The following is a 21,096-nucleotide window of genomic DNA, read 5'->3' on the forward strand; positions in this document are numbered from 1 at the left end:
GTTCTCACGCAGCATGCCGCCAAATCGGTTGGCTGCCATGACGGCATGCAGATGAGGTCGGTAACAACGCAATCCGGGGTTCTGGTGTATCTGGACAATGTGTTGAAAGTGGGCCCGATCACCACGCCATTCCCGAATTATTACAACTCCGGGTTGGGGATTGACGGCATGGCCGGAACGGGCAATGGTTTCTACAGCGTCGATTTGGGTGCATTGGATGTCACAGCCCCGAATCCGGTGAGCGGCGCTTCGATTGTCGTCAGCGCACAGCCGACGTCCGTAGGGCTTTCGTGGGCTGGCGCGTCCGACTCCGGTACCGGAACGGCGCGCTACGTTCTCTATCGGAATGGTGCCTACCTGTCGGAGACACCGAGTACCTCCCTCACTGACACGACCGTTACGCCGACTGCCACCTACACCTACACGATCTATTCCGTCGACTTCCACAACAACTGGAGTACCGGAACCAGCAAGAGCGTCACCGTCCCAACGAACAGCGGACCCGAGTGGATGCGGCGCGGCCTGCGACCGACGAGTTCCTATTGGGGTGGCGAAGGCGAGAATATCGGACTGTTCAGCGGGAACCTGAACTTTTCCCTGCCTCTGATAACCGCCGTGGGCCGCAACGGCTGGAAACTGCCGTTGGGGCTGAGCTACAACTCCCAGAACTGGAAGCAGGACCAGTCAGGCACATACAACTCAGGCCAGGACATCGGTTACGGCTACGGTTGGATCATGACGCCCGGCAAGATCAAGCCGAGCTACAGCGACTCGGTGACGATCCACCACTACACCTACACCGACCCGAGCGGAGCGGAGTACCACCTCGATGTGAACGAAAGCGGGAAGTGGCGCACCAAGGAGGGCCCCCTGGTTCGATTTGAAGCGTCCACCCAGAAGCTCTGGTTTCCGGATGGCAGCTATTGGTGCTTCTATGGGCTGTCGGCCGGCAATGAGGCCGATGCGGGCACGATGTATCCCACGGATCTCTATGACCGCAATGGAAACCTGACGAAGATCCAGTACATGCAGGGGAGCCAGGCGCCAGCGGGTTCCACCAGCGGCAGGATTTCCACGATCGCTGATATTCGGGCCGCTCAGGACTTAGGCGCGGTCTTCCAGTTCGAATACAACACCGACGCGGTGCCGCACCTGATCCGCATCACGAACCTGATCGCCCCGGATCAGAAGTTCGAGTTCACTTACTCGACCGGGCAGACGCTCAAGTCGCCCTTCTCGCCCTATGGAACCTTCGGGACGACCACCCTGCTAACCACTGTGACCCACGTCGGGCTGGGCTTGAACCACACGTTTGCCTACGCCACGAACAACTCCGGCGAACTGGACAACGTGACGATGCCGCGTGGCGGCCGCCTGCGTTGGAGCTATACGGATATTCTCTACGGGAACCAACAGCGGTTCCGCGAAGTAAACAACCGCTGGCTGCGGATGTGCACGAGCTGCAGCGAATACTCGTATGAGATTTCCGCCCCAGGCTCGGTCCCGACAGCCGGCCACCTGTCGCGGACCATTGTGGATCCCGGCAACAGCCGCGCGAACGACCACGTCTGGTACTTCGACAATAGCGTCGCTTCTGCCTACTTCGGATTCACGACGAAGGAAGAGGAGCGGGTCCTGACCCCGTCGCAGCGGGCATTGGTCCGCTGGGATACCACCTGGACGGTGAATTCGAACCAGAACCCGTATGCCGGTGTGGTCACCACCAAACTCGACCCGGACACCGCCAACGAGAAAGTGTCCAAGGTGGAGTTCACTCGCGACGGGTATTTGAATGCCACCGAAGAGCGGCAATACGACTACGAAGATCTGACGACGCCGGCCCGGCGCGCCTGGAAGGTGATGGATACCACCATGGCGAGCCAGGGCATGTATGACCGGGTGTCTAGTGTGGGCGTGACCGCTGGGTCGCAAACGGTGACGACTGCTCAATTTAAGTACGACGGAGCCGCCAGCGCGGATTGCGGCAGTTCCAGCGTAGCTTTGACCGACGCTCCGAACATAACTTTCCATGACTCGGCCTTCGGAACATCAAAGACCGATCGTGGTCTGCCGACTTGGGTCTCCCAACTGGGCAAGCCCAATGTCTGCATGAGTTACGACATTGCCGGCAACGTGATCAAGTCGCGAGAACCGTTGACCTCGAAAGAGGTGGCGGTCACACTGAACGAGGCGACGAAGTACACCGTCCCGTCCATGACGACTCCGAACGGCAATTCCAACCTGGCGACCTCCTACCAGTGGAACCAGATGCTCGGTTTGACACAGACCACAGGGGCCAACGGCGCGACTTCGTCCTTTACGTACGATTCGATCCAGCGGCCGGCCACTACCACGAATGCCCACGGCGGGATGAGCACCTACAGCTATTGGACGAACTCCACGGCTGTGGCCACGGATGCCGGATCTCAGGTGACGGATTTCGACGGCTTCGGACGAACCGTTCAATCGCGAGTCGGCTCTCCGAGTGCTACCTTGTCGATCACCGACACCCAGTATGCGCCCTGCGCCTGCTCACCCACCGGCAAACTGAAGCGCGTGTCCAGGCCCTATGCGCTGGGTGGGACCCCAAAGTACACCGAATATACGTATGACGGCCGTGGCCGCACAACGAACGTGGCTCTCCCTGACGCGATGGGGCAGACCACGTATCTGTACGAAGGGAATACAGTAACAGTAACGTCGCCAGTTCGGGACTCAACGCGGCCGATTTGGAAAAAATACATAATGGACGCGTTTGGCAATCTGGCCCACGTGATCGAACCGAACCCGGCATACAAGGTGGGCGGCAGCGAGCCACCGGAAGTCATCACGGACTACACCTATAATCTCTTCAATCAACTGCGGACTGTGACGATGACTCGCGGGACGACGACGCAGACCCGCACCTTCAATTACAACTCTCTCTTCCAGTTGACAAGCGTGGTTCAGCCCGAATCCGGCACAACCTCCTACACTTACTGGACGGATGGACAGATCCGCACCAAGACCGATGCGAAGGGCAATGTAACCACTTACGTGAGGGATGGCTACGGACGGCTGGGCGCCATCTATCGCAAACCGTCAGGGGCGACGGTGGATGACCCTACCCAAACGACAACGTACGGCTACGATACGGGCGTGAATGCCCAAGGTCGACTGAGCAGCGTGGCTGTCGGAGCGGCCACCGAGACCTATGAGTACACAGTGGGTGGCCTCGTAAGCAAGAAGAGTGTGGCATTCCCGAATAACGACACTCCTCTGGAGGCAGTGTATACATATGACACTCTGGGCCGGATGATCTCGTTGAAGTACCCGGATGTCTACAACAGCAGTGGCGCCGTGGCCGAGGTGGGGCGGACGCTCGGGTACCAATACGTCGATCCGATGGGCCCGCAGAAGTTGACGGATTCCACATACGCCTCGCCTGGTTGGCGGGTGACGGCGCAAAGGAATGCCGCCGGCCAGTTAACCCAAATGGTGGTGTATCAGCCCAATGGGACCTCCGACACGGAGACGTTTTCCTATAACGGGCTCGGGCAACTGACGCAAGCATCAGGCCGCGGTTCGAACATCGAGTATCGCTACTCGACAACGGGCAACGACGGCCGGATTACGTCGAGAAAGGACAACATCAGCGGCGAGGAGGTTTCATACACCTACGATCAACTCGGAAGACTGATAGAGGCAGCAACCACCGGGCCGGAGTGGGGCCTGACGTGGGCTTACGATGGCTTCGGCAATCGCCTGAGGCAGGAAGTGACGAAAGGCGGGCGTGCCGCGGTGTTCAGCGTAGATCCGGCCACCAACCGGTTGAGCGGGGGCGGAGTAACGTATGATGCAAATGGCAGCATCGAGTCTTTCGGGACGGGTGCGGGCACGGCGGCTTACGACGTGGACAACCGCATGGTGTCGATGTCGCTGGATGCGAACAATGTCGAGAGGTATGCGTACTCGGCGGCGAATCAACGGATCCAGGTCACGCGGTCGAATGGAACGGTAGAGACCTTCTTCTATGGCTTGGCCGGCGAACTTCTGGGTGTATACCAACGAGGGACGAAGGCGAACGGGCATAAGTACTTTTCGTCTGCGTCGATTCGAGTGTGGTTCGGGGGGCGCCTGATCGGCAGTGGAGCGAACTCGGTGGTGACCGACCGATTGGGGAGCGTGGTGAAAGATGGGACGGAGGCACTGAGGTACTTCCCCTATGGGGATCAGAATCCGGCGAGCACTGCTGAGAATCGGGAGAAGTTCGCGACGTATACTCGGGACGGGTTTAGTGGGTTGGATTATGCTCAGAACCGGTATTACTCACCGCAGTTCGGGCGGTTTACCAGTGCGGATCCATATATGGCGAGCGGAGGCACCATGGATCCAGCGAGTTGGAACCGGTATGCGTACGTGGAGAATAATCCGGTTAGTTATGTTGATCCATCAGGATTGATGTTGCGGGCACCCAATAGCTTTCCTTGCGGCAACAATTGGATGTGGGATGCGTCGCTCTCGGGTCCCTGCTCCTCCTATGGGTGGGGCGACGAGTGGGGTGGCGGCGGCGGCGGTGGCGGTGGTGGCGGACGTTTTGTTGCGCGAGGACCGGAGGGAACTGGACCGTGGCTGTCACCCGCGCAGCGGGCCGCCAACGTGGCAATGCTGCAGTTACTTGGTATGGCGGCATCGGCGTTCGCGCAACGTGATGGAACGCCAAGTGTTGCATATCTTCTATTGGTCGGTGACTGCATAACGATGAAGAATTCCCGAACTGGAGCGCCAAGTCGTGACCGTACTTATCAAGCATATGATCAAAACAACAATGCGATCGGAGCAACGATCACAGAGCGTGTTCTAACATCGGAAGGGAATCTTGATTATGCATATGTTGATAACCCAGTGAGCAGCGGTAGTGGGGGCGTATTTAATGATCAGAATGGACTTGCCTCAACTCAGGTTGGGCTGAGAAAAGCGTACCAGTACTTTGTAACTTCACTGCCTGGAGGATACTGGACAAATGTTCCAACATTTGTGAGGACATCAAGTGGTGACTATATGGTGTTTTCGATCGATATTTCTGCGCAGTGGATTAACGGGAGGAAAATATATGATGTCTCATACAATGGAGATGCTGGTATGTGGAATCCTGATGGATCGCCGAGGCTCCCCTTATGCAATCAGTAGCTACCACATTCCTCTCTGTGGCGTGTATCTGTCTATCCGGCTGTCTTCCTCGGGTTGGGCTGGCACCGCCAGACTTTCAAATGAGGACGCTCGATCTGCCAATCGACGTCCAATTGGCGGATATCGTTGTCTTGGGGACGGTAACAGGTCGGCAAGATCTGGCGAGATTTTCTGCGGAATTTGAATGGAGGCCAGAACCGCTCAGAATTGTTGAAACAGAGGTGACGTTGCAGGTCGTGAGGATTATCAAAGGCGAATATGGCTTTCGTGAACTAAGGTTCCGTCACTATGATTCATATGGATACTCCGCGTCGGGGCCGCCATCTGGACCGTCTGGGCCACTGAGGACGATGGGCATCTATTTCATTCGTAGAGGAAGTGAGGGTGTGTTCCGTTCTACTGTAGATTTGTATCGTCCAGATCTACCTACCCCATGGCTCACTGAGGCGCCGAAATCACGTCTGTGTAGCAGACCTGCAGACTGTATAGCTCAGTTGTTGCTTCATTTTGAGCCCGGTTATGATGTCGATTCTTTCGCCGCGAGATTGCTCGCAAATACAGCAAATGCCCGTCAGCTTGTAGGGGTGACACATGCGTTTGTTCTTCTTCGGCAAATTACGTATCCCAATACACCCGACAAAGTAAAGCATGGCGCATGCAGGGAGCTGTCGAAGTGGTATGTGTTGGAGATGCCGGACGTATGCAAGAGTGTGCTTGTCGAGGAGCTTGGCCAGGAATACTCCATGCGAGTCACAAATCTAAGAAACGAGCTGCGGAATAAAGGGCTAAGCTGGATTTTTGATAGAATCAATTCAAAAGACGAAACGGATGTGATTGCGTACTGTGAAATCCTTAAGGCATCGGCTGACCCCGAGACACGTCAGTTAGCGAAGGGCCTACGAGGGTTGCTTCGCGCAGATGGGACGTTTCCGGCGCGCAAACAATGATGCAGGCACTGGGGCATCGCGGGAGCGGGGGGAGCGGGACAGTCTGACGTGCCCCCTTCCATATGATTATGAAAACAAGGAGCTTACGAATCGCTTTGGGGGTCTTCACTCGTAAGCGTCTCACCACCCCACCTTGACAAGCCCGCGGACGCGGGCCTATCTCCGCTTGGCAGCCCAGGCAATCGGTGTCAGTTCCGGCATCTTCTGGATGCTTACGTCGTTCAAGCCCGGTAGTACGGCAGCGAGGTATTCTCGGATCGGCACGCCCAGCCGCCTGCAGGTTTCTACCACCGACAGAATCGCCGCTACCTTTGGCCCCGCCGTAAGCGTCTCACCAACCCATCTTCGAATCCGTCCATCTGCATGATCCAGTAGGTTCATGCAAGACCAGCCACTGGTCGGACGAACGAGGCGTCGACGGACTCAGCCACATTCGCACCGCCACCGGTACCAGAATGGCAGCTCACGTGCAATTTCGAAGCCGCTCCGAAGAGAGTCGCCTTTTTCTGGGAGGAAGGCGGCGGCGGAGCGAACCCAAAGGGCGACAAGGGGTTGTGGCCCATGGCAGTGTCGAGCCGACCTCCGAGTGGCCGGCACTAGTTCGGCCGGCTCCTCGCGCCCTGGGCTCGCAAGCCCTTGCCGCGCGGCTAGCGGGACTTCCGCCAAAGACTGCTACCCGAAGTGATGCAGTGTGTGCACGGCCGGTACGCGCAGTATTTGAACGCTCGCCGGGGTCATTGTGGGCACCTTTGGCAGAACTGTTTCAATGCATGTCCGTTGGGCGCATCGCATCTTTGGGCGGCCTTGCGCTATGTGGAATTGAACCCGGTCCGGGCCGGACTGGTGACAGACCCTTGGTGCTATGAATGGTCCAGCGCTGAGGCTCATCTGTCGGGGGAAGATCGAGCGCGGATTGCGGACCTGTCGTTCTGGCGCGCGGCGGGTGCCGCTCCTGCTTGGGCGCGCCTGTTGAATGAGCCGGAAGTGGATATCGAGCTTAAAGCGCTACGCCGTGCGACACACTCTGGTCAGCCGTTTGGGGATCAGGCGTTTACGAAGGAAATGCACGCGCAACGGGCTGACCTGTGGGCAAAGGTGGCGGGAGAGTTGGCTCCAGCGAGAGAGGTCGAGGTACTCAGAGCCAGAGGGTGAATGAGGCGGAGCCACGGTGATCGGAAGTGGTCCCTTTGAGTAGAATACTGGACTGTATGGTCCGGAAAGATATATAGGAAAATCGAGAGTGACAGTCCAGGACGTCCGTGCGCCGGGATAAACCGGCATGCAGTAGGGAATGAAAGAGTCCCACAGGAAAGGAATAGCGAACCACCTGGCCTCGAGTCTTGCGGGGCGTGTCGTGAGGCGCGAGTCGAAGCGTAGACAGAGGTATCAGTGGGCTGGGTATTGAGCTTCGAGAATGAATTCTGGGATGCCGACCCTGTGGACGTTAGGGGAAGGCTACACGCCGGCAGTCGATAGCGCGAGACCTCCGGTGATCCCACGTAGTCGTAGACCCCAGGCACGCTGAGAAACTGCATGCACGAGAACCGGGAGACCTCGTCGCTGGCTGCACGGCAACGGAGCAGTCCGGCCGGTGAAGGCAATAGCCGCAAGACCGGCATGAACGGCGATGAGGAGTCGGATTGCGCCGTAGTATCGATGAACCCCTCGAACAAAGCAACGGAGCAACAGGCCGAAGCCGCGGAGAGGGAGGAGAAAAGGGCGCGAACCAAGGAGAACACTGACCCAGCCCACACACCACCGGCACAGGACGGGAGAGGCGTGTCACAGGGCTTGGCCGGTGTGCGCAAAGTAGCGAAGGAAAGGAAGCAGGAGCAGTTCACCACGCTGCTGCACCATCTGACGCATGATCTGCTACGGACGAGTTTTTACGCGTTAAAGAAGAACGCGGCGCCCGGAGTCGACGGGGTCACGTGGCAGCAGTACGAGGAAGGGCTGGAAGGTCGGCTTGCCGATCTGAAAGACCGGATTCACCGGGGAGCGTACCGGGCGCAGGCTTCAAGACGGATCTACATACCGAAGGCGGACGGGCGGAAACGTCCGATCGGCATAGCGGCGCTGGAGGACAAGATCGTTCAACAGTCCGTCGTGACCATTCTCAATGAAATATATGAGGTGGACTTTCGGGGATTCAGCTATGGGTTTCGGCCCGGTCGGAGCCCGCATCAGGCGCTCGACGCCTTGAGTGTGGGCATCCGCCGGAAGAAGGTGAACTGGGTTCTGGATGCGGACATTCGCGGGTTCTTCGACCAAATGAGCCACGAATGGACGATCAAATTCATCCAACACCGAGTCGCCGATACGCGCATTCTGCGCCTGATCCAGAAATGGTTGAAGGCTGGAGTGAGCGAGGAGGGCGAGTGGTCGGAAACGAAGGTAGGCACTCCGCAAGGGGCGGTGATCTCGCCGCTGCTGGCGAACGTGTACCTGCACTACGTGTTCGATCTGTGGGTGGAGGCATGGCGCAAGAAGGAGGCGGAAGGCGACGTTGTCGTCGTCCGCTACGCGGACGATCTTGTGGTGGGGTTTCAGAGTCGGGAGGAAGCCGAGCGATTTCTGGAGGACTTCCAGACAAGGCTGGCCAAATTCGGGCTGGAATTGCACCCGGAAAAGACGCGACTGATCGAGTTTGGCAGATTCGCTCAGAACAACCGGCAGCAGCGCGGTGAAGGCGAACCGGAGAGCTTCACGTTTCTGGGGTTCACGCACCAGTGCGGGAGCAACAGTCTCGGGCGATTCACTATCTGGCGGCGCACGGCGAGGAAACGCTTGGAGGCAAAGCTGCAGCAAGTTAAGCAGACGCTTCGCGAGCGGATGCACGAGCCGGTGCTGAAAGTGGGGGAGTGGCTCGGGCGAGTTCTCAACGGTTTCTACCAATACCATGCAGTGCCGGGCAACTGGGCGAGCCTGGACCGATTCCGCGAGCGCATCGGACGTTATTGGTGGCGCGTATTAAAACGGCGCAGCCAGAAAGCCCGAGTGAGCGCGGCGCGGGCAACTCGACTCTTCGAGCGCTGGCTGCCGCGCCCCCGGCTACTGCATCCACATCCAGCAGTGCGCTTTGACGCCAGATATCCAAGGTGGGAGCCGTATGCGTGAGCAGCGCCAGTACGGATCTGTGCGGGGGGCGACCAGCGATGGCCGTCCCTACCGCGACCCTTTTCCGGGAAGGCACATCCCGGAGACACACTTGAGGCGTACAAGAAGTACAATACTGATATCTTGAATGGATGCTTTAAATGAATGCGATGCGCGCTCTTTGCGTAATGTTCTCCTTTTTGATTGGCTTATCCGGTGCGGATTTCTGTTCGCTTAGGGTTGTTGTGACCTCGTCGGGCGGCGGAGAGCCCGATGTGCCGGTAATTGTCGAGCTGTCTAGTGGACGAGTTATAAAAAAACGATATCAATCAGGAGGCGTGGAGTTTTGTGACTTAGGCATCAGGCCTGTAAAGCTAGTCATTGGCAACGAGTGCAATAAAGTGACGCTTAGCAACGTTGTGTTGACTTGGGGTGAATTGAGAACGGTTCGGGCGATTTACGATTTCTGTCCGGTTCGAGAGCGGATGCCAGGCACAGCATGCGAGATCTTGTTGACGGCTCGGGGCGAGTCTGGAGAGCCCCTAGGCGGTGCGAAGATCCACTTCACTCAACCGGTCCCTGTTACGTACACCGCCGATAAGTATGGCCGGATTCTTACCGGGTTTGGGTTCGGCAAAGGAGTAGAGGGCGAAGTGTCAATAGATGGGCATGCTCCCGGAGTGTTTGCATTTCGATGCACACAAGAGAAGCCAACAATTGAGACCGAAATCCTTCTGAAGCGGCTTCCTTGAGATAGAACGCTGGAAAGGAACGGGGACCGCCTGGAACGGGGACATCAATGATAAGTAGTTGTCAAGGGAAAACACACTAATCCCTGCGCTCCCGTTGGTGGAACTTCCTTCGCCCTGCCGATCTCCCTGTCGACGTCCCCAGCTTCAGGTTGGACCATCGCCGAATGCCGGCGTGGACAGACATCCATTGGCCGCATCCGTGCCCGTCTCGGGCCTTCGCGGAAGTTTGAGTTTGGACTACCGGCCGGCCTCAAACAGCCCGTGTGGCGCATCCGAACCTTGCGGCCCATTGCGCAGTCCCGAGTTCCGGGAGGAACGGCCGGTGCTGGCTCTCATCTACAGGAGATTCTTTGTTCGTTCTTCAAGGGGTGTTATTGCGCGGGCATCTCAACCTGCTCCTCCGGCAGTCTGTGGCGGAAGTCCCGCTAGCCGTGCGGCAAGGGCTTGCGAGCCCAGGGCGCGAAGAGCCGGCCGAACTAGTGCCGGCCACTCGGAGGCCGGCTCGACACTGCCATGGGCCGCAACCCCTTGTCGCCCTTAGGGTTCGCTCCGGCGCCGGCCTTCCTCCCAGGAGAGGGCGGCTCTCTTCGGAGCGGCTTCGATATTGTACTGGAGCTGCCACTCAGGTACCGGCGGCGGTGCGAACACGGCTGCGCGACTTCCGCCACAGGCTGCCAGGCATCCGGTTTCTTTCTCCGCGATCGCGCGCGGCTGGAACTCCTGGCCGCTGCGATCCACCGCCAACAGGTAGGCCACCAGCTTCCGAGCCACGGCCAACGGGGCTCGGTTGGGATTGCCCCGGCCTTTTTCCCGTTCGTGCACCTGTTTGAGCTGTGGGTTCCACAGCGGGGCCATCTTGGCGGCCTCAATCAAAATCGTTAGTATTCGTTGGAAAGAGACAGCCTGACGTACGCCTTTGCGCAACCCGCTGAAAAACAAAGCCTTACCTCTCAGTTCGTCTTACAACGCTCCCCGCAGAACCTCGGAATACCACGCCCGCCGATCCCCTCCCCGTCTCGTAACCACCTCGGATGCAGCAACACCGCGACATTACCCCATCTCTCCTCCCGTCGCGGCGTACTCCAAAGTACGCATTCAATCAACCAAAACGGCCACAGCAACGGACCATCACCCGGGGCCCATCACAGGGAGTCCTCGATTCCCCAGCGTAGGCCGCCATCTTCGCCAGTCCCGACCGGACCACCGATTCGCTCCGCCCCTCCCTTGTTCCACTCCCGCACAGACCCCCTCCAAACCCGCATTAAGACTTTTTAGTTCACGGTTTCAAAATAAATCGGTGACCATAGAATCAGCGACTTGCGGGGATTCCACGCTCCTGGGCTACCAGCCGCCTCCCTATACTGGTATTAGCGAGCCGCCGGCCAACCGGCGGTTTTTTTATGCCCAAAACCCCGCTCTCCCCCAGGCGTCTGGCCGCGAATCGTGCCAACGCCCAGAAGTCCACCGGTCCTCGGACGGTGGAAGGAAAACGCAAAGTCTCCGCGAACGCCTGCCGCACCCACGCCTTCGCCCGCAAGCACCGCCTCTCCGCTCGCCTGGAGGAGCACATCCGCAACCAGGCCCTCCAGCACTCCGCCGCCATTGCGGATCCCCAACTCCGCGAACTCATGTTCAACTGGTGGATCTTTCAGGGCCACCTTGAGGTCTTCGAAGCCCGCGAACGCGCCCTCTTCAATGCGGCCTACGAGTACGCCGATGGCAACGAGGAAAAGGCCATCGAGTGGGTGAAACGCCAGGGGAGCTATCTTGAGTCGTTGCGCCGCTATGACGGCTGGATCCAGGCCCGTACCCGCGAAGCCGAGACCGCCATAGCCCGCTTCTACTATTCTGATCCGCCGCGCAACCCAGCCGAAGCCATAGCCATGCGCACCCTAGCACTGTCCGCCGCGCTCGAAGGAAGACTCACCCTCGCCAACCCTACCTCCGCCCCCGAGCCAGTCGCCGCCGATTCCGTTCCTGAGCCGCTCCAACCCGAATCCAGTGCCGAACAAACCCACCAAGGTCCGGGCCCCCGCCAGGGCGAAGGCCCCCTACCCAACCCCTTCGATCCCGCTGGCGAGCGCCAGCGACACGACCCATTTCCATGCACCAGTGCTGAACAAACCCACCAACACGCCGAGGAAGCCCGTGGAGACGCGACCCCCCGCACCCCCTTCGCTCTTTCCAAGGCGCCCCAGCGGCGCGACTCGCTTCCATTAGCCAGTGCCGAACAAACCCAAGCCCCCAGTGAGCCATCTCCGACCCCGACCCCCCCAACATCAGTGGAAGTCACGCCCGAGTCTCCCGCCCAGCATCCCCAGGCGCCAACGAACTACGACCGTAAGGGAGTCCCCATGGCCGTGCCGGCCGCCAAACCCGAGGAAGCCGCGAACGGAGCCGCGAACGTGAGTGAGCGGATAGCCACTGAAAGGCTCCACTCTGGCAGTATCGCGACCCTTTGCCAGCGCGTCGTCAACGGAGTCCCCATGGCCGTGCCGGCCGCCAAAGGCGATGAAGACGCGCCCTTGCTGACCTTTAGAATCAGTAACTTGGACCGCATCTTCAACGGAGTGGGCCCCACCGCGCAACCAACCGCAGCGGAGAAGGAGTCCTCCAAGGCCCCACGGTCCGCCAAAGCGAGGGACACCGCGTTCGGAGCCGCGACTAAAAGGAGCGGGGGAGCAATAGCAAGCCTCCAACCAACCAGCGAAAAGGGCCGAACCCCAAGTCGCGCGTCTTCAACGGCGCGGGCCACGGCCCCGCCAGCGTCTTCAAAGCACTCCTGCCCCGCCCAAAAGCGCCCCCAACCCGGCGAAGCCACCCACCCCGCCCCAGTCCCGGACCGTCAGCCGCGGGCGATCAAAGCGTCTCCGATGGACCCGAGGCGCTCCCGGAAAACCCCGCCGCCCTCACCAGATCCCGCCGGCCTCCTGCACAATCCAGGAGAAATCCAGCCGCGGCCTCCCCTCCACCCGCCGCCGGCCCACCCCGCTTTGTACACTGAAAGGAGACTGCCTCCACGCGCGACACCGCCGTCCGGCGGCGTTTGTCCCCCTTGGTTCCCGATGATCTCTTTCTCCAACGTCAATAAACAGTACGGCAAGCAACTCATCTTCGTTGAGGCCTCCTACCAGCTCAACCCCGGCGAAAAGGTCGGCCTCGTCGGCCCGAACGGCTCCGGCAAGACCACCCTCTTCCGCATGATCGTCGGCGAGGAGTTCCCCGACGAGGGCGAACTCTCCGTACCCAAAAAGCTCACCGTCGGCTACTTCCGCCAGGACGTCGAGGAGATGAACGGCCGCTCCGTCCTCGACGAGGCCATCGCCGGCAGCGGCCGCGTCGGCGACCTCCACCACGAACTCGAAGCCCTCAACCACGCCCTGGGTGACCCCGATCAGGCCGACGACATGGACCGTATCCTCAGCCGCTTCGGCGAGGTCCAGGAAGAGTATGAACACCTCGGCGGCTATACCATCGAAGCCCAGGCCCGCGAAGTCCTCAGCGGACTCGGCTTCTCCGAAGAGCAGATCGACGGCGATGTCGGAGCCCTCTCCGGCGGTTGGAAGATGCGCGTCGCCCTCGCCCGCGTCCTCCTCGGCCGGCCCGACATCCTGCTCATGGACGAGCCCACCAACCACCTCGACATCGAGTCCATCATCTGGCTCGAACAGTTCCTCAAGTCGCTCCCCGGCACCCTCCTGATGACCTCGCACGACCGCGAGTTCATGAACCGCATCGTCACCAAGATCGTCGAGATCGACGCCGGCGAAATCGTCTCCTACTCCGGCAACTACGACTTCTACGAGCGCGAACGCGCCATCCGCGAGGCCAACCAGCAGGCCGCCTTCACCCGCCAGCAGGCCATGCTCGCCAAGCAGCAGCGCTTCATCGAACGCTTCAAGACCCACGCCGCCAAAGCCGCCCAGGTCCAGAGCCGCATCAAGTCTCTCGACAAGATCGAACGCATCGAGCTCCCCAAGAAGCGTCAGGTCGTGAAGTTCGAGTTCCGCGTCCCGCCGCGCTCCGGCGATCAGGTGGCCGTCATCGAGAACCTTCACAAGAGCTACGGCTCGCGCACCATCTACCAGGGCCTCAACTTCACCGTCCGCCGTGGCGAACGCTGGGCCGTCATGGGCCGCAACGGGGCGGGGAAGACCACCCTCCTCAAGATGATCGCCGGAGCCCTCCAGCCCGACGAAGGCACCGTCCGCCTCGGAGCCAGCCTCAAGATGGGCTACTTCGCCCAGCAGTCCCTCGACGTGCTCGACTACGACCTCACCGTCCTCGAGCAGTTGCAGCGCGACTTCCCCCTCGACGGCATCGGCTCGCTCCGCACCCTCGCCGGGGCCTTCCAGTTCACCGGCGACGACGTCGAGAAGCCCATCCGCGCCCTCTCCGGCGGCGAGAAGTCCCGCCTCGCCATGGCCCGCATGCTCTACGATCCGCCAAACTTCCTGGTCCTCGACGAGCCCACCAACCACCTCGACCTGGCCACCAAGGAGATGCTCGTCGACGCCCTCAAGGAGTTCGAAGGCACCATGATCTTCGTCTCCCACGACCGCACCTTTCTGCGCGGCCTGGGCTCCCGCGTTCTGGAGCTCAGCGGCGACGAGAGCGACCGCAACCCGCACATCTATCCCGGCTCCTACATCGAGTACGTGGCCCGCACCGGCCACGAAGCGCCGGGCATCCACTCCTGATCCGCCGTGCCATGGCAGGGACAAACGACATGTGGAAACGCGCCGCCCCCCTCCTGCTGGCCATGAGCGCCTTCGCCCAGCCGTCGCTGCTCTCGCCGGTCCCGGCCCCCTGTGAGCCCGTCAACCCCAATGCCACGCCGGAGGCCCGCTCCCTCCTGCGGACCCTCTGCGCCCTCTCCGGCAAGTCCATCCTCTCGGGCCAGCACAACTTCCCCAACCACCGCTCCCAGCACAGCGACCAGTTGGCCGCCAAGGTCGGCAAATACCCCTACATCTGGGGCTCCGACTTCGGCTTCACCGGCGGCGGCGACAAGGACTCCATCGCTGGCCGCGACGCTATGATCGAGGAGGCCAGGAAGCAGTACGCCGCCGGCTCCATCATCACCCTGATGTGGCATGCCGTCCGCCCCATCGACGACGAGCCCGTCTCCGCCGGCAGCGGCTGGCGCGGCAGTGTCCAGGCCAAGCTGACCGACGATCAGTGGGCGGCCCTCACCACACCCGGCACGGAGCTCAACCGCCGCTGGCTGGCCCAACTCGACGTCGTGGCCGGCCACCTGAAGAAGCTCCGGGATGCCAGGATCCCCGTCCTCTGGCGCCCTTATCACGAGAACAACGGCACCTGGTTCTGGTGGGGCGGCCGCAAGGGCGAGACCGGCTACATCGCCCTCTACCGCATGACCTACGAGCGCCTGGTGAACTTCCACCGCCTCGACAACCTCATCTGGGTCTGGAACGAGAACGCCCACACCGGCCGCGCCACCAGCCCCTACTACGACTTCTTCCCGGGCCTCCAGTACGTCGATGTCCTGGCCACCGACGTCTACGGCGAGTTCAAGCAAAGCTACTACGACGACCTCGTCGCCCTCGCCGCCGGCAAACCCGTGGCGCTCGGGGAAGTGGGCCAGCCGCCTTCCGCCGAAGTGCTCAACAGCCAGCCGCGCTGGGTCTGGTTCATGGGCTGGTCCGGCATCTTCGACCGCCGGGCCGGCGATGCCCTTAAGGCTCTCTTCGACGACCCGCGCACCCTGTCGCGCGGTGCCCCCCTGCCTACGCCTTAGTTCCGCGCCATCAGCGTCTGCATCCGGGTGCGCAGCCCGCTGTGCATCTGCGACACCTGCGCCGGCGTGAAGCCCATCTGCCCCCGGCACATGGAGACATACTCGCTCCGCGCCCAACCCGCCTTCATGACGCCCGGCCCGTGCTCCAGGTTCTTCAGCAGCAGGTGGCCCAGCTCATGCGCGATGGCGTAGCCCAGCAGGGCCGCCGTGCCCGGGATATCCACATAGGAGTCGGCGAACTGCTTCAAGCGCGGGAAGAGGATCGCGGCATGCGTGCCCGCGCCCAGCATCGGGAAGGCAAAGCCCATCGCGCCCGAGCTGCCGGCTTCCCTTCTGTCCTTCGTCAGGATGTTCAGCACCAGCACCATCGGGTCACCCGTCTCCTTGCAGTGGCCGTCACCGGCCTGAAACTCGGGCCGGGCGCAATCGATCCACGTGACGCTGATTCCGGCGTCCTCGAACACCCGGCCGGCCACTCGTTGCGCCTCGGTTAGCATGGCGGCCGGGACGTGCGCCTGGTTGGACAGCATCACGGTGATCCCCGTCTGCGCGGCCGCCGCGCTCGCCATCCAGATCATCATTCCGGCCAAGGTGCCCAGTTTCATCGTCTTGTCCTCCCGGGCAGCGCTTCCAAATCGCTGCTCGCCGGACAAGGCGGGAACCTCGCGGGAAAACTCTAACGGGGGCGGCAAACTATTTTGGCCGTGCTACAATCGGCACTCCTGGGACGCGACATGGAGCCCTCAATCAACGTCACCGGCCTGCTCAACGCCTGGCGAGCCGGCGATCAGGCGGCGCTCGACCGGCTCATGCCTATGCTCTACGAAGAGCTGCGGCGCACCGCCCGCCACTACATGCGGCTGGAGCGCGCCGGCCATTCGTTCCAGACCAACGACCTGGTCAATGAGGCCTATCTCCGCCTGCTCGGTACGCACCAGATGGAGTATCAGGACCGCGTCCACTTCTTCGCCCTCGCCGCCCAGATGATGCGCCGCGTCCTGGTCGACCACGCCCGCTCGCGCGGCTACCAGAAGCGCGGCGGCGGCGTGAAACGCATCCCGCTGGAAGAGTCGATGGTCATGGCGCCCGGCCGCGAGTCGGAGGTCGTCCAGCTCGACGACGCCCTCACTGAGCTCGCTAAGCAGGATGCCCGCAAGGCCCGCATCGTCGAGCTGCGCTTCTTCGCCGGACTCAGCGTCGAGGAAACCGCCACCGTGCTGCAGGTCTCCACCCAGACCGTCCTGCGCGATTGGAAGCTCGCCAAGGCCTGGCTGCTGCGCCACATGAGCCAGGCGGACGATGAGTGACTCCGATCGCTGGCGCCGCGTGGAGCTTCTGTTCCACGCCGCCCTCGATGGCCCGCCCGGGCAGCGCGCTGCGTACTTGAAAGAGGCCTGCGCCGGCGACGACAGCCTCCTGCGCGAGGTCCAGTCGCTGCTGGGCTACGAGGGCCAGCGGGACTCGCTCCTCGAGGTCCCGGCCTGGGCCAATCTCACCGGCGGGGAGCCCCCGCCCTCCGCGGTCCTCGCGCCAGGTGACAAGCTCGGCTACTACACCATCGTGAAAACGCTGGGCGCCGGCGGCATGGGGCAGGTCTACCAGGCGCGCGATGAGCGCCTCGCCCGCGATGTTGCCCTGAAGCTGCTGCACCCCGCCCTGGCCGCGGATCCAGCCTATATGGCCCGCTTCCGCCGCGAGGCTCGCCTGCTCGCCCTGTTGAACCATCCCAACATCGCCGCCCTCTATGCCTACGAGATCCATGGCGACACCGTGACCTTGGTGCTGGAGTTCGTCCAGGGCCGTTGCCTGGCCGAATACCTCGGGCGAAGCGAACCGGACGAGGCCGAGGTGTTCCGCCTCGCCCTCCAGATTGCCTCAGCGCTGGAAGCGGCTCATGCCCGGGGCATCGTCCATCGCGATCTCAAGCCCGGCAACATTATGGTGCTGCCCGAGGTCAAGGTGAAGCTGCTCGACTTCGGCCTGGCGCGCCGCGACCTCAGCGATCTGGACGAGACACGCACCCGTTCCGGCCTGTCCCTGCGGACCACGGAAGGCGCCATCCTAGGCAGCATCCCCTACATGGCGCCGGAGCAGGCGGAAGGACGCACGGCCACGGCCCGGTCCGACATCTTCTCGCTGGGCGTCGTCCTCTACGAGATGCTCTCCGGCCGCCAGGCCTTCCGGCGCGAAACGGCCCTGCGCAGTCTCACTGCGCTCATTCGGGAGGAGCCGCCGCCGCTCGACTCCCTCCGGCCCGGCCTGACTCCGGGCTTGTCCGCCTTCGTGGCAGCCTGTCTGTCAAAGGCGCCGCAGCAGCGCCCCCAGACCATGACCGAAGTGGTCGAGACCCTGCACCGGCTCCAGCGGTGGCGTCACGAAGTGCCTTACCCGCGCATCATTCCGGGTCCGCCGCACCGCAAGCCGTGGTGGCCCTGGTTGCTCGCGCTTCTTCTGGTGGCGGGCGCCGGAGGCTTCTATCTCTCGAATCGCCACGGCCCGGTGGCGGCCTTCTCCGCTTACCCTGGCATCGAGACGGCCCCTGCCGTCTCACCAGACGGCGCAACCGTGGCGTTCGCCTGGAATGGAGGTGGCGACAGCCGTTTCCACATCTACCTCCAACCGTCAGCCGGTGGAGGCCCGCGGCGGCTGACGCAGCGCCCGGAATCAGAGACGAATCCTGTCTGGTCACCCGACGGCAAACGGCTCGCCTTCGACCAGTCGGAGTCCGGCATCTCCATCGCTGAGGTCACTGGCGCGGCCCGGGCACTCGTGTCCGGCTATTCCAGCGAGCTCCATCCGGCGTGGTCCCCGGACGGCTCCTCGCTCTACTTCACGACGGAGCAGAACGGCCAGCCCGCTATCTGGCGCGTCTCTGCCCAGGGCGGCACACCGGAACTCGTCCTGGAGCAGGCCGGCTATCGCGTCCGCTTCTCCCCCGACGGCCGTTTCCTCTACTACCTTAAGAGCCGGCAGGCGGGACAGTTGTGGCGTAGGCCCGCAGCCGGCGGACCCGCCGAACTCGTCCATCCGGATATCCGCAATCCCAACTTCGTGGTGCTCAACGGCGGCCTGCTGCTCCTCGACGCAACCAGCGACCCCAGCGCCCCGCCGCACTCCGCCCAGCTCTGCCTGTTCCGCCTCGATACCCGGGCGATGGAGTTCCTGCCGGTTCCGGAGGCTCCGGCCGTGCTGCGCGACGGCATCTCCCTAAGCCCCGATGGCCGGTCTCTGTTCTACAGCAAGGGCGGCGACCTCGTCCGCTCCGCTCTCCCCGCCAGGGCGTTGCCGCTACAATCAGGCAAGTGACCCGCCGCTCCGCTCTTCTTCTCCTCACCGCCGCCCGGGCGACACCTGCCCCCTTGTTTGATGGCGCCAGCTTCCGTAACTTCCGGACCCCCTCCGGCCTGACCGGTCCCGAGGTGAGCTGGCGCATCGAGAAGGGCGTGCTGGAGACCATCGCCGACGCCCGCCGCCAATGCGATCTGTGGACCGCCGCCGAGTACGATAACTTCGACCTGACCTTTGAATGGAAGGTCGCGCCCGGCGCCAATACCGGCATCAAATACCTGATCCAGGCCACGGCGACCGACAAGCTCCACGACGCACAGGGCGAGTTCCTGCACGAGACCTCGCTGGGCTTCGAGTTCCAGTTGGTGGACGATGCCTCGACCGCCGGCTCAGATCAGGCTGCGCATGCCTCCGGCGCGCTCTACAACTACCTGCCGCCGACTGAGCGTGCGGCCAGGCCGGCGGGAGAATGGAACACGGGCCGCCTGAAGGTCCAGGGCGAGAACGTGGAGCACTGGCTCAACGGCAGGCGCGTGCTGGCGTATTCGTTCCACTCGCCCGAATTGAAGGCCGCCCTGGCCGCGAAGAAGCTGAATAGCGCCCGCATGCTGGAGCGGCTGGAACACCGCAAGACCGCCATCGCCTTCCAGCACCACGAGTCTTCCGCCAGCTTCCGGTCCATCGACATCCAGGTGCTGCCGCCGGTGCGAAACTAGGGCATGATCCACGCCGAGAACACAGCATTGGTACTGCTCGACGCCGAGACCGCTGGGCAGGTGTTTCGTCCCGGCTTCGCCCGCAAGATCATCCGCACGAACGACCTCATGACCGTGGTCATCGACATCGAAGGTGGCCCATGGCCGGAGCCCGACCCGATGCACTTCCACTCGCACGAGCAGATCAGCTACGTCGCCGCGGGCGAGGTCCTCTTCCTGTGCGGCGGCCAACCGCCCCGCAAACTCGGCGCCGGAGACCTCTTCGCCGTCGCCTCCGGAGTGCCGCACTCCATCCAGCTCCTCTCGCCTACGGCGCGCCTGGTCGACACCTTCCACCCCATCCGCGAGGACTTCCTCTAGGAAGAAATGTCCGGCCCAGGGGTAACCGAACCGCCTCGAAATCCGCTACTAACTCCATGGCGGGTCTTCGTAACCCGCCGAGAGGGCTCAAATAAGGAGTAACGATGACGACTAAGACCTTATTGGTCAAAGGCTCCAGGGGATTTCTGTTCGTGGCGTGTCTGGCCGCCGCGAGCCTCTATGCGCAGCCTCCGGCACCGTCGAACCTGCAGGTGCTACCGAAAGATATCCCGCGGCCGCAGCTGATGAACACCATGCGCGCGTTCAACCAGGCGCTGGGGGTCCAGTGCGACTTCTGCCACGTGGCCCGCGAGTTCGCCAAGGACGACAAGGAAGAAAAGGTAGTCGCCCGAGCCATGCTGAAGATGGTGATGAACGTCCGCGAGAACGCGGATAAGTTCGCGCCCGGTGGCCGCGCCGAAAAGGTCGCCTGCTGGACCTGCCACCGTGGCCAGGCGGAAATCACGCTGCCGGAACCGCCCGCCCAGGGCCCGCCGCGCGGCGCTCCTCCGGCCAAGCAGTAGGCTTTCCCAGGGAAACGGTCCTCAGCGGCCGTTTCCCTCCACCTCATAGCCGTCCTTGATCCACCACTCCAACCCGCCGATCATCTCCTTCACCCGGAAACCCAGTGCCGCGAACCGCAGGGCGCCCTTCGTCGATCCATTGCAGCCCGGCCCGTCACAGTAGGTAATCACCACGGTCTCCTTGGAGATTCCGGCGGTGGTGTCCTCGCGCAGCGTCCGGTGGGGTAGGTTCAGCGCGCCCGGCACATGCCCTTCGGCGTAGCGCTCCGGGCTGCGCACATCGACGACCACAAAGCCCTGGACCCCTTTTGCCATATCGGCAAAGACGTCCGATGGATCGGTCTCCAAAGACAACTTGGCAGCGAAGTGACGGCGCGCCGTCTCGGGATCGGCCGCCGGGGTCTCGAGGACAGAGGAGAATCTGGGCGCGGTGGAGGTGCTCATGGGTATTTCCCAATCTAGCCCTGGAACCGCGCAATGAAC

General features: G+C 62.1%; 12 protein-coding genes. 9 read left to right on the top strand and 3 right to left on the bottom strand.

What is annotated here, in order from left to right; translation table 11 throughout:
- Positions 1 to 51 precede the first annotated feature (51 nt).
- Together IRI77_RS31855 and ltrA are read left to right on the top strand one after the other, a co-directional pair.
- Positions 52 to 5,169: an RHS repeat-associated core domain-containing protein gene (locus IRI77_RS31855; RefSeq protein WP_194448978.1), complete on the top strand. Its 5,118-nt coding sequence runs from the start codon at positions 52 to 54 to the stop codon at positions 5,167 to 5,169.
- A gap of 2,564 nt (positions 5,170 to 7,733) precedes the next feature.
- On the top strand, positions 7,734 to 9,233 hold the full coding sequence (gene ltrA / locus IRI77_RS31860; RefSeq protein WP_194448979.1) for a group II intron reverse transcriptase/maturase: 1,500 nt from the start codon (positions 7,734 to 7,736) through the stop codon (positions 9,231 to 9,233).
- Between the two features lie 1,268 nt (positions 9,234 to 10,501).
- On the opposite strand, the gene IRI77_RS31865 is transcribed toward ltrA, so the two are convergent.
- Positions 10,502 to 10,819: a hypothetical protein gene (locus IRI77_RS31865; RefSeq protein ID WP_194448980.1), complete on the bottom strand. Its 318-nt coding sequence runs from the start codon at positions 10,817 to 10,819 to the stop codon at positions 10,502 to 10,504.
- Positions 10,820 to 13,029: 2,210 nt separating this feature from the next.
- Between IRI77_RS31865 and IRI77_RS31870 the strand changes: the two genes are divergently transcribed.
- Positions 13,030 to 14,664 (top strand): ABC-F family ATP-binding cassette domain-containing protein, encoded by a 1,635-nt coding sequence (locus tag IRI77_RS31870; RefSeq protein ID WP_194448981.1) that lies wholly within the window; start codon positions 13,030 to 13,032, stop codon positions 14,662 to 14,664.
- A 29-nt stretch (positions 14,665 to 14,693) separates the two neighbouring features.
- Positions 14,694 to 15,725: a glycosyl hydrolase gene (locus IRI77_RS31875; RefSeq protein WP_194448982.1), complete on the top strand. Its 1,032-nt coding sequence runs from the start codon at positions 14,694 to 14,696 to the stop codon at positions 15,723 to 15,725.
- Here the strand turns inward: IRI77_RS31875 and IRI77_RS31880 are convergent.
- Complete coding sequence (locus IRI77_RS31880; RefSeq protein ID WP_194448983.1) at positions 15,722 to 16,330, bottom strand: hypothetical protein; 609 nt, start codon at positions 16,328 to 16,330, stop codon at positions 15,722 to 15,724. The two genes, IRI77_RS31875 and IRI77_RS31880, sit on opposite strands and share 4 nt — an antisense overlap.
- Before the next feature lie 129 nt (positions 16,331 to 16,459).
- On the opposite strand from IRI77_RS31880, the gene IRI77_RS31885 reads away from it, so the two are divergent.
- From IRI77_RS31885 to IRI77_RS31905, 5 genes are all read left to right on the top strand, one after another.
- Positions 16,460 to 17,032, top strand: a complete 573-nt coding sequence (locus IRI77_RS31885) for a sigma-70 family RNA polymerase sigma factor (RefSeq protein WP_194448984.1) — start codon at positions 16,460 to 16,462, stop codon at positions 17,030 to 17,032.
- Positions 17,025 to 19,031, top strand: a complete 2,007-nt coding sequence (locus IRI77_RS31890; protein WP_194448985.1) for a protein kinase domain-containing protein — start codon at positions 17,025 to 17,027, stop codon at positions 19,029 to 19,031. Before IRI77_RS31885 ends, IRI77_RS31890 begins: the two co-directional genes overlap by 8 nt.
- Positions 19,028 to 19,729, top strand: a complete 702-nt coding sequence (locus IRI77_RS31895; protein WP_194448986.1) for a 3-keto-disaccharide hydrolase — start codon at positions 19,028 to 19,030, stop codon at positions 19,727 to 19,729. The genes IRI77_RS31890 and IRI77_RS31895 overlap by 4 nt, the downstream gene beginning before the upstream one ends.
- A gap of 3 nt (positions 19,730 to 19,732) precedes the next feature.
- Entirely contained in the window at positions 19,733 to 20,089 is a 357-nt protein-coding gene (locus IRI77_RS31900; protein WP_194448987.1) for a cupin domain-containing protein, read from the top strand.
- Positions 20,090 to 20,193: 104 nt separating this feature from the next.
- The gene (locus IRI77_RS31905; protein WP_194448988.1) at positions 20,194 to 20,613 is read left to right on the top strand and encodes a c-type cytochrome; all 420 of its coding nucleotides are present in this window, start codon (positions 20,194 to 20,196) and stop codon (positions 20,611 to 20,613) included.
- 21 nt (positions 20,614 to 20,634) lie between these two features.
- On the opposite strand, the gene IRI77_RS31910 is transcribed toward IRI77_RS31905, so the two are convergent.
- On the bottom strand, positions 20,635 to 21,057 hold the full coding sequence (locus tag IRI77_RS31910) for a rhodanese-like domain-containing protein (RefSeq protein ID WP_194448989.1): 423 nt from the start codon (positions 21,055 to 21,057) through the stop codon (positions 20,635 to 20,637).
- Positions 21,058 to 21,096: the final 39 nt, after the last annotated feature.

The organism is Paludibaculum fermentans, assembly GCF_015277775.1.
Classification (GTDB): domain Bacteria; phylum Acidobacteriota; class Terriglobia; order Bryobacterales; family Bryobacteraceae; genus Paludibaculum; species Paludibaculum fermentans.